Origin of the sequence: Aneurinibacillus aneurinilyticus ATCC 12856 (genome assembly GCF_000466385.1) — a bacterium.
In the GTDB taxonomy this organism is placed as follows: Bacteria; Bacillota; Bacilli; order Aneurinibacillales; family Aneurinibacillaceae; genus Aneurinibacillus; species Aneurinibacillus aneurinilyticus.
On sequence record NZ_KE952863.1, the window covers coordinates 3,743 to 14,216 of the forward strand.

A 10,474-nucleotide genomic window follows, 5' to 3' on the forward strand; every position below is an offset into this window, starting at 1 on the left:
TTCCACCTTATGGATAATCAACAGGTGTGATTTATTTTGTTTTTATCACAATTTTGTAGTAGGAATGAACCGTTAAGAAATAATAAACAATGTAGGCAATTGTATATATGCCCATGCATATAACGACCGGAACAACTAAGTTTGTTTGCATTAAATTAGATAAAGCAGTTAAGGCAACAGCGCAATGAGTGATTCCGGCAAGCAAAGGCAAGACAAAGATAAATAATATTTGTTTTGCGATTGATTTGCGTATTTCTTTTTTCTTTACACCGATTTTGTGTAAAATTTCATAGCGATCTTTATCTGCGCCAGCTTCCGTTAATTGTTTAAAGTAAATAATGCTGCCCGTTGCTGCTAAGAACACCAATCCTAAAAATCCGCCCATGAAGATCATGAGTCCGGATGATTCAAGGCCGGTAGCGTAATTAGCATAGAAGCTTGACAAGTTTGCTTTCTCTGGAACGATTGCTTGTATATCTTTGGACAATTGTTTTGCATCATCATCATCTGTAATTTTATAAGCCTCTATGTTCAGTGGTTTTATTTCAGACTGTAACCGGGCAAATAATTCATCGCTTATGACAATGGAATTTTGAGCAGTGTAAAGGTTGAACACACTATATTTCTTGAAATCTGTAACCGTAATGTGTTGAACCTTTTTGTTCGTTTTAAACGAGATGGCTGAACCAACATATGCTGGTGAGATACTATCCATGTAGGTTGCATCCAAGACAACCGCTTCGTTACCTTTTAAAGTAAGATTTTCATTATGTTTTTGCTCTTTTGCCAATTTGTTAAAATCATGATTTGAAATAACAGTATACATCAGTTCATTTCCATAAAATTCATTTTTAAAGCCCGTAATGTCCGCCTTCATTTCAAGTGTCGGAATGGTTTCATGATAAATGACTTGATGGTTTTTACTTTTGTTTACAATGCTTTGTACTTTCTGTGATACGTGGTTGTTTGTATCTATAAACATGAAGCTGTTTGGATTGAATTTTTCGGCATTCGTTCGATTGTTATAATACATGCTGTATGCTGTACAAACAGCGGTTAATGTTGTTGCGCTGAGCACAGCAATAACCGTTAATGTCCGAGCATTTCCTTTCATTCGATATAAGAGCTGTGATGTTCCAATAATATTAATGCCTTTCCAATAGCTCTTTTTGTTTTTTCTTGAAAGTTTTAATAAATATACAGTCAATGTACTAAACAAGAAATAAGTACCAAGCACAACAGTTACTAAAATAACCATCGGTGTAACCATAAGGCCAAGCGTTCTCCAAACTTTTGAATCCATTAAGTTTTGAAGAGCAATCCAGTATCCGCTGCCGATTAAAATAATGGATAGTAATGCGATTAGGAAAGAAGCGCTCGATTCTTTCTCTCCTTCTTTCTCAGCTTGAAATAACTCAATTAATTTAAAACGATAAATTAATCGATAGCCTTGGAATGAAGCAATTAATGTAATAAGTGAAAAAACAATCACTGTATTTATGATTGCGGCAATTGAAATCGAAAAATTCCCAACTACTTCATAGCCCATAAGCTTCATTAATAGTGCGACGAACAACTTTGATAATACAGAACCAATAGCAATTCCGATAATGAGCGCTAAAAGCCCCATAATCAAATTTTCATAAAAAAGCATTTGGCCAATTTGTTTTTTGCGGACACCTAGCAAGGAATAAAGTCCAACTTCTTTTTTTCGTTTTCTTGTAAAGAAGGAATTCGAGTACCAAATAAAAATCGCCACAAAAATGATTAAGACGACTGCTGCACCACTAAATGCAGAACTAATTTTTGTAGAACCGTCTGAAGTCGCTTGAATCGTTTGATCATATTTTAATGAAACAAATGTAAAATAAATAACAATGCTAAAAATCATGGATGCAAAGTATAAAAAATAATGCCTGAAATTCATCTTCATATTTTTTTTCGCGATACTAAATAGTGTCATTATGCCCACCTCCAAGTGAAGCCAGGACATCTAGTACTTCCTGAAAGAATACCTTACGGGTTTGTCCTTCTTTATGAAGTTCCTTATAAAGCTGACCGTCTTTGATAAACACGATTCGTTTACAGAAACTGGCCGCAAAAGCATCATGTGTAACCATCATAATGGTTGATTTATTGTTTTCATTTAATGCACTTAGGCTTTCTAATAAGCTTGTAGCAGATTTTGAATCTAATGCACCGGTAGGTTCATCTGCTAAAATCAAGCTTGGATTGGTCACAATTGCTCGGGATGCAGCCGCACGCTGCTTTTGTCCGCCAGAGATGTGGTACGGATACTTATCTAGGATTTCCCGAATGCCAAATGTATCTGCTATTTTTTCGACTCGCGTCTCAATTTCCTTTACAGGTACGTTAGATAGGGCAAGTGGGAGTAAAATGTTTTCTCTCACTGTTAACGTATCAAGCAAATTGTAGTCCTGGAAAATAAATCCTAGCTTATCGCGGCGAAAGTCTGACAATTGTTCTTCTTTCATCGTAACGATATTTTTACCATCTATATTGATCTCGCCTGATGACGCTGCATCAATGGTGGAAAAAATATTTAAAAGCGTTGACTTACCTGCACCAGACGGGCCCATAACGCCAACAAACTCACCTTCTTTAATCTCGAGAGTGATATTCTTTAATGCTGTAAAAGCATTTCCTTTTGCGCCAAAGACTTTTTCTACATTTTTTGCTTGTAAGATTGTCTTCATTTTATTAACCTCCGTAAATTTCCTCCTGCAATAACCTTGCATGATTGATTCATCACGTATCACAGTGTAAAACACAATCACGAATAGTTCCTATCGAATCATCTTTCATTTCTCTTACATCTGTGTAAGGTTCATTAAAATCAAGGAGAGAGGTTGTCTGTGATTAAATTAGCGAATGGCTAGTTAATGTGTTGGCTAAAAAGTAAAAAGCTGATTCTCCTTTTGTTTTTAAGGGGAAATCAGCTTTTTAAACATTAATTTTTTGTGATAAAAACCTTAAATTACCATTTTATCATACAAATGTAAAAGCGACAAGCTGTGCTATAATGAACATCATATTGATTAACCTGCAAATGTTTTATTACACGCGTGTTGATTGTCCAAAGAGGAAAAGGCCACCACAGCCTTTCGTCTCCCTTCCCAAGCGATTACCCTAGCCAGGCGAAAAAGGACGGCAATTGTCTCCCCCTTCGCCTCTACCCAGATGTTTTGTGGTCCCGCCTGGCTGGGGCAAAAAGCGGTCCTCTTTGCTTCCGCGCGGGAGACGAACCGACGCCCGTTTGGGGCACGGTGTGATGACGCTACACTCTGGATTATACTGGATAATCAACACCCTTGGTTTTATTGCTCTCATTGTATCCTAATAATCATTAAAGGAGTAATTATAATGAATAAAATTATGATTGTTGAAGATGATACAAAAATCGCAGAGTTACTTCATTCTCATATTGAAAAATATGGATATGAGGCTACTATCACAAAAGATTTTAATCATGTTCTCGATTTATTCCATAATATTATGCCGGATTTAGTGTTATTAGATGTAAACTTGCCAAGCTTTGACGGTTATTATTGGTGTCGGCAAATACGGTCCATTTCTACATGTCCCATCATATTTATTTCGGCACGAGCGGGTGAAATGGATCAAGTCATGGCACTTGAAAATGGTGCAGATGACTATATTACCAAACCATTCTATTACGATGTTGTTATGGCTAAAATCCGCAGTCATTTGAGAAGAGCATATGGAGCATATGCACCAAAAATGGAGGAGCGTATTGTTGAACAAGCAGGTCTTACATTGTATCCCGAGCGCATGGAACTAAAGCTTGGAGAGCAAATAACGGCGTTAACAAAAAAAGAAGCTGTTCTTTTAGAAACACTTCTAAAGCGGTTTCCTCGTGTTGTTAGCCGTGAGACCCTTTTGGAAAAACTATGGGATGATCAATCTTATGTTGATGATAATACATTAAATGTTAATATCACTCGCGTACGCAAAAAATTACAAGAGCTAGGAATTCATGATGCGATTGAAACAGTTCGAGGTGCCGGATATCGTTTCAATGTAACTTATTATAATGGTGAGACAGAATGAGACTTTTTTTACGAGAACATATTCCACTAATATTCTTTACAATTGTTCAATTATTTCTTGTTCTGCTTATTTATTGGCTTGATGGTTATCGGCATCTTTCTACCGCTCTGTATTCGGTATTTTTAGGTGTTTGTTTATTAATCACCTATTTATTGTATCGATATTTCAGTTATCGCTCATTTTATATACGTTTATCAAATCCTCCCAAAAACTTAGATGAGTTCACGGAAAAAACGGGTTTTGCACCATTAGCAACAGCTCTTGATGAATTGCTTAAAACTCAATATTTACTTTGTCAAAACCAGCTAAAAACGTGGGAACGGAAAAAATCTGAACATCTAACGTTTATGAATCAATGGGTTCATCAAATGAAAACCCCTCTTTCCGTAATTGAGCTGATTACACAAGATGAGGATGATCCCCGTTTTGAAAGCATTGCTGAAGAAACAGATCGAATGCGCAAAGGGTTAGAAATGGTTCTATACGTTGCACGACTCGGGGTATTCGAGCATGATTTCCGGGTTGAAAGAATTCAATTAAAGGAGGCTGTGCATAAAGTCATTCATGAAAACAAGAAACTGTTTATTCGCAATCAAGTATACCCGGAAATAAGCATCGATCCTGCCTTAACTGTAGAGTCGGATGCAAAGTGGCTAAGATTTATTCTTAATCAACTGTTATCTAATGCCATTAAGTACTCTGCAGGAAGTCGGGAAAATGTAACCGTGAACGCTTATCCAAAAAATCGTGCCGTTATCCTTGAGGTGAAAGATCGTGGGGTAGGCATCCCCAGGGCGGATTTGTCTCGTGTTTTTCGCCCGTTTTATACGGGGGAAAACGGACGGAAATTTAAGGAATCTACCGGGATGGGGTTGTACCTTATCCATGAAGTGTGTGAAAAGTTAAATCATAAAATCGAGTTAGAATCTGAAATCAACCAAGGTACCATTGCTCGCATTATCTTTCCATTTTCTAATCATTAAAAATAACCCGTATTCACAAAAGTGATACGGGTTAATATTTTTTTAGGATTTAAAATTTATCGATGTTAGCTTACTCTTTTTATACATTACACCAATGTAAGGTAAATGAAAGGTTTTTCGATTGGATAGACTACGGTAAATCTTTATGATGAACTGTAAGAAAAGATGAAAGGGATGTTGTTATGGAAACACAAATGCTACAAGTTCGTGGACTTAGCAAGGTTTACGGTGGAAAAATAGTGTATAAGGCTTTATCCGATATTGATTTGAACATTGAAAAAGGTGAATTTGTCGGAATTATGGGGCCGTCAGGGAGCGGGAAAACAACGCTTCTGAATATGGTGTCAACAATCGATTCTCCGACATCTGGAGAAGTATTAATTGACGGTAAAAATCCGTATCAATTAAATAAAAATGCCTTGGCGCTTTTTCGCCGCCGCGATTTAGGATTTGTGTTTCAATCGTTTAATCTTCTTGATACGTTAACCGTTGAAGAAAACATCGTACTTCCTCTCACATTAGATGGGATTAGCGTAAAGGAAATGGATAATAAAGTACATGCTATCGCAAAGAAACTGGGAATCGAACAAATCCTGAATAAACGAACGTATGAAATTTCCGGTGGTCAAGCGCAACGAACAGCGATCGCCCGTGCCATTATTCATGAACCTAAACTACTGTTAGCTGATGAACCGACAGGGAATTTGGATTCCAAGTCATCTCGTGATGTAATGGAAACGTTGGAGACGATAAATAAGCAAGACGAGACCACAATGATGATGGTGACGCACGATGCCTTAGCCGCAAGCTATTGCGATCGCGTTGTTTTTATTAAAGACGGTCGTCTATATAACGAAATCTATCGTGGCGATAATCGACAAGCCTTTTTTCAAAAGATTATTGACGTTTTATCTTTGCTTGGGGGAGACTCATATGACCTTTCGTCAATTAGCCTATAAAAATGTGACTCGAAATAAACGAACATATGCTGCATACTTCTTCAGCAGTATGTTCTCCGTCATGGTCTTCTTTGTTTATGCCGTATTCGCGTTTCATCCATCCTTATCGAATGAAAGTCTTGGCAGCTATGTTTCATTAGGGATGCGTTTTGCGGAATCGATTATTTATGTATTTTCATTTTTCTTTGTTTTGTATTCGATGAGTACTTTTTTAAAAGCTCGAAAAAAAGAATTCGGCATTTTTGTCATACATGGTATTTCTAATTTTCAATTAAAGCTGCTTGTATTTCTTGAAAATATGATGATCGGCTTCGGTGCGACCGTTTCGGGAATTACAGCCGGGCTCATATTGGCAAAGGCATTATTGCTTATAGGCGAAAATGCAATAGGGCTAGTAGGAAAGCTGCCTTTTTATTTTCCGTGGAAAGCCATCATTTTTACATTTATTGCATTCTTAGCGCTTTTCCTGTTCATTTCTCTGTTTACGGCAACTATTTTACGTGGCAACAAATTAATCGATCTATTTACAGGAAGCGCCAAACCGAAACCGGAACCAAAGGCATCTATCTGGTTATCGCTACTTGCGGCTATTCTTCTGCTTGCTGGATACACCATTGCCCTGCTTGTAAGAAAAGAAGGGGTTTTCTTTGCCATGATACCAGTCACAATCATCGTGTCGATCGGAACGTACTTCTTATTTACGCAGCTTAGTGTCTCGATTATTTCTGCATTAAAGCACAACAAAAAGCTTTATCGGTACAAAACAAATATGATTGCTTTGTCAAATTTGGCTTATCGTATGAAAGATAATGCACGAATCTTTTTTATTGTAACGATCGTATCAACCGTTGCTTTTGCATCCATTGGTACATTGGTAGGGCTTCGTTCCATGATGGTTGATGTTATGACAAATGGAAAACCTTATGCTTTTACTTATTCATCCAAAAAGAATAATGTACAAGAAATGAAACATGTCGCTCTTATTGAATCCGAACTAAATAAAGCAAAATTTAAATACAAAGAACTAAAAATCCCTGCAAAAAATGAAACAAGTTTACGAACAGGCAATGAAGTGACACTTGTTAAGCAATCTATTTTTAATCAATATGCCAGGGATGAAAATGAAAAAACAGTTTTGCTAAAAGGAAATGAAACGATATATGTTCCATATTCACAAAAGGGTGTAGACCAATTTAACAGGAACGAAAAGATTGTATTAAAAGAAAACAACATTACACTTAATCCTGTAAAAGTAATGACTCATTCCACTTTTCCGTTACTTAGTACCAGCTATAACCTATTAGTTGTTCCTGATTTAGTCTACAATGAAATCCGTAGCTCAAAAGAAGAAAACCATTATCTTTTTGATGTGAACGGGTGGCAGGAAACAAGAGCAGTCGGAAACATTCTTCTAAAAAAGATTACTCCTTCACCTGATCGCACCTATTTTTTTTCTTCGTTAGCTGTTGATGTCGGAAAAACAACCGAAAGCATGAGCTTGATTCTATTTGTCGGATTGTTTATTGGAGCTGTGTTTTTTGTAGCAGCAGGAAGCTTCTTGTATTTTCGTCTTTATAGTGATTTAGACGAGGATATTCGGCAATATAGTGCGATTACTAAACTCGGCTTAACCGAAAAAGAATTGACAAAAGTAATTACAACACAACTTGCCTTATTGTTCTTTGTACCTATTATTGTAGCTACGATTCATGGTGCTATTGCGTTAACCGCATTACAGCATATGTTTGAGTATTCACTTGTAAAAGAATCAACATTGGTACTTGGAAGTTTCTTTCTAATACAAATCCTCTATTTCTTATTTATGCGTACCCGTTATATTCATCATGTAAAACGAGCGCTAATGTAATAACCATGGCAGCGAGGGCAGATGCATTCGCTGCTTTTTCACATTTTGGATTAATTAATTGCGTAGGCTAGTCCTAAATGAAGGTTACTATCAAAAAGATAGTAACCGGATAAAAAAGCTGTTATGCTTGAATAGAAAAGAGAAAAAGAAAGAAGGTGAGTGGAGTGTGGGTGTTCTATCTGTTGCTGCTCTGCACGAGTATGCTCTGGGCCGGCAACTTTGTTGCAGGGAAATTTCTTGTGGGGCATGCTTCGCCGATGGTGTTGACCGATATGCGCTGGATGGCGGCGATCGTATGTCTTCTGCCTATTGTGTGGTGGAAAGACAAGAAGCTGTTGCCGCCAAAGAAGGCATTATGGCCCTTGTTCCTTATGGGAGTGACGGGTGTTGTTCTGTTTAATCTGTTTATGTTTTTGGCGCTTGAACGTACATCGGCAGACAATGTTGGATTGCTTTCCGCACTTAATCCTGTGGCGATTGCCATCGTTTCGTTTTTTTTGCTGCGGGAGCGGATGACACGCCGCCAGGTCTTGGGCATGATTGTATCGTTATTCGGCGTTATCGTAGTGATTTCACACGGCGACCCCGTCCGTCTGCTTCGTCTGCATTTAAATGTTGGTGACCTGTACATGTTATGTGCGGTCGCTGTTTGGGGACTATACTCCGTGACGGGTCGATGGGCGATGAAGAGCGTATCTCCATACATGTCAACATTATGGAGTGGTATTTTCGGCGTGCTCACGCTGCTGCCATTCACAGCCACTTCGCTGAAAGTAGCAGATCCGGGGCCGTCATTCTGGTTTGCGACGATATATGTCAGCGTGGGAGCGACCGTGCTTGCGATGCTGTTCTGGAATATAGGTGTACAGCGGGTTGGAGGTACGAAGTCAGGTATTTTTCTGAACTTTAATCCAATTTTCACTGCACTGCTATCGTTTTGGCTGCTCGGCGAGGCGATGACAGGCGTGCAGCTTTCCGGAACTACACTTGTAATTTGTGGTGTATATTTATTTACGGCTATACCACGCCGTAAGAAGATGGGTGTTGTAACAAACATGTAAAGGAGAGTATATATGGGGGCGATTCCTTCTAAGCTTGTACAGCGGCAATCCGGTGAAAAATCGTTTACTAAACTGAAGAAAAGCGTCGTTTATACGATAGGTGGTTCACACTTATTGAATGACATGATGACAGTGGGTATTGTTCCTGCGCTGTTACCATTATACAAGCAGGCGTTCAATTTGAATTACACGCAAACAGGGCTTATCGTTCTTATTTCATATTTAACCTCATCGGTCATGCAGCCTTTATTTGGATACTTAACTGATAAAAAACCGAAGCCATGGGCGTTGCCTCTAGGTGTACTCCTGACCGGACTCGGGTTGTCCATTACCGGTTATGTTACAAATTATTATTTTTTGCTGGTAGCAGTTGCTATTTCTGGATTAGGCTCTGGAATTTTTCATCCTGAATCGAACCGGTGCGTGTTTTTAGCCTCTGGTAATGAGAGGGGAAAGGCGCAAGCGATTTATCAGGTCGGCGGCAATTCCGGGCAAGCATTAGGGGCATTGTTAATTCCGCTGTTTCTTTTGTCATCTGGATTAAAAAGCATGTGGGTATTTTTTCTCTTAGGTATCTTGTCATTCGTTATGACGATATGGATGATTCCCTGGTATAAAGAGCAATTGGGCCATAGCATGAAGCTGAAAAAGACGCTTGAGGGCAAAAGCTACCCAATTGCGATGCTGTTGCTTCTTATTGTTGTAATTTTACGTTCGTGGGTACAAATTGGCGTCGCCGGATTTTTACCTTTTTATGGTCAGGTAAAGGGCATCTCATTGCACCAGGCGGAAATTTATGTATTCTTATTCCTCGGTGCAGGTGCGATTGGAACGTACATTGGCGGACAAATCTCGGATCGGCTTTCAAGAAAGTCTATTCTTTTGTGGTCGATGGTTGCTTCGATTCCGTTCTCCATCCTAGTGCCGATGGTAGATGGGATCATGCTCCCTATCGTATTGTTCATATTTGGCTTTACGATTTTGTCTTCCTTTGCTGTCGGTGTAGTATATGCTCAGATGTTAATGCCGAACAAAATCTCGATGGTATCGGGCTTAATGATTGGATTTGGCGTAGGCGCAGGAGGCATCGGAGCTACGTTCATGGGTGCCATTTCCGACCATTATGGCGTAGATGTTGTTATGCATTTATTTAGTATTTTTATTGTAGTGGCTGTACTGTTTACGTTATGTATTCCAAGTGATAGAAAGCTATAAGGATTGATAGAAATAAGCGTAGAGCCGTTCAATAATAACGGAATTTTTCCATAAGTTGAACGGCTCTTTAGTGTAGAGAAGGGATGTTTATGCTAAAAGAAAAGAAAGAATAATACGCAGGGCAAAATACAATAAAACAGCTCCTAAAAGGCGATCAAACCAAACCCGGTACTTTCCATAGAACGCCCTGAATTTTGCCGAGGAGATAAGAAGTGAGAGTGCGGTGAACCAAAGAGCTACAGCGGCTACAATTTCGGCACCGTATACCAAGGGTGTTGATTGTCTAGAGAGGAAAAG

The 10,474-nt window shown here is 38.7% G+C and carries 8 protein-coding genes and 1 pseudogene; 6 read left to right on the forward strand and 3 right to left on the reverse strand.

Annotation, left to right across the window (positions count from 1 at the left end; all coding sequences use genetic code 11):
* Positions 1-31: 31 nt before the first annotated feature.
* Both HMPREF0083_RS19790 and HMPREF0083_RS19795 read right to left on the reverse strand, forming a co-directional pair.
* Positions 32-1,963, reverse strand: a complete 1,932-nt coding sequence (locus HMPREF0083_RS19790) for an ABC transporter permease (RefSeq protein ID WP_021623486.1) — start codon at positions 1,961-1,963, stop codon at positions 32-34.
* Positions 1,950-2,717: an ABC transporter ATP-binding protein gene (locus HMPREF0083_RS19795; protein ID WP_040304020.1), complete on the reverse strand. Its 768-nt coding sequence runs from the start codon at positions 2,715-2,717 to the stop codon at positions 1,950-1,952. The genes HMPREF0083_RS19790 and HMPREF0083_RS19795 overlap by 14 nt, the downstream gene beginning before the upstream one ends.
* 667 nt (positions 2,718-3,384) lie before the next feature.
* On the opposite strand from HMPREF0083_RS19795, the gene HMPREF0083_RS19800 reads away from it, so the two are divergent.
* The 6 genes from HMPREF0083_RS19800 to HMPREF0083_RS19825 all read left to right on the forward strand — a co-directional run bounded on the left by HMPREF0083_RS19800 (position 3,385) and on the right by HMPREF0083_RS19825 (position 10,177).
* On the forward strand, positions 3,385-4,092 hold the full coding sequence (locus HMPREF0083_RS19800) for a response regulator transcription factor (RefSeq protein ID WP_040304021.1): 708 nt from the start codon (positions 3,385-3,387) through the stop codon (positions 4,090-4,092).
* Positions 4,089-5,075, forward strand: coding sequence for a sensor histidine kinase (locus tag HMPREF0083_RS19805; protein WP_021623489.1), 987 nt, complete (start codon positions 4,089-4,091; stop codon positions 5,073-5,075). The genes HMPREF0083_RS19800 and HMPREF0083_RS19805 overlap by 4 nt, the downstream gene beginning before the upstream one ends.
* A 182-nt stretch (positions 5,076-5,257) precedes the next feature.
* On the forward strand, positions 5,258-6,034 hold the full coding sequence (locus HMPREF0083_RS19810; RefSeq protein WP_021623490.1) for an ABC transporter ATP-binding protein: 777 nt from the start codon (positions 5,258-5,260) through the stop codon (positions 6,032-6,034).
* Entirely contained in the window at positions 6,009-7,901 is a 1,893-nt protein-coding gene (locus tag HMPREF0083_RS19815; RefSeq protein ID WP_021623491.1) for an FtsX-like permease family protein, read from the forward strand. The genes HMPREF0083_RS19810 and HMPREF0083_RS19815 overlap by 26 nt, the downstream gene beginning before the upstream one ends.
* Before the next feature lie 164 nt (positions 7,902-8,065).
* Positions 8,066-8,962: a DMT family transporter gene (locus tag HMPREF0083_RS19820; protein WP_040304022.1), complete on the forward strand. Its 897-nt coding sequence runs from the start codon at positions 8,066-8,068 to the stop codon at positions 8,960-8,962.
* Positions 8,963-8,974: 12 nt separating this feature from the next.
* Positions 8,975-10,177 (forward strand): MFS transporter, encoded by a 1,203-nt coding sequence (locus HMPREF0083_RS19825; protein WP_021623493.1) that lies wholly within the window; start codon positions 8,975-8,977, stop codon positions 10,175-10,177.
* An 87-nt stretch (positions 10,178-10,264) separates the two neighbouring features.
* On the opposite strand, the pseudogene HMPREF0083_RS29090 reads toward HMPREF0083_RS19825, so the two are convergent.
* A pseudogene (locus HMPREF0083_RS29090) lies at positions 10,265-10,474 on the reverse strand (hypothetical protein); the annotation flags it as partial.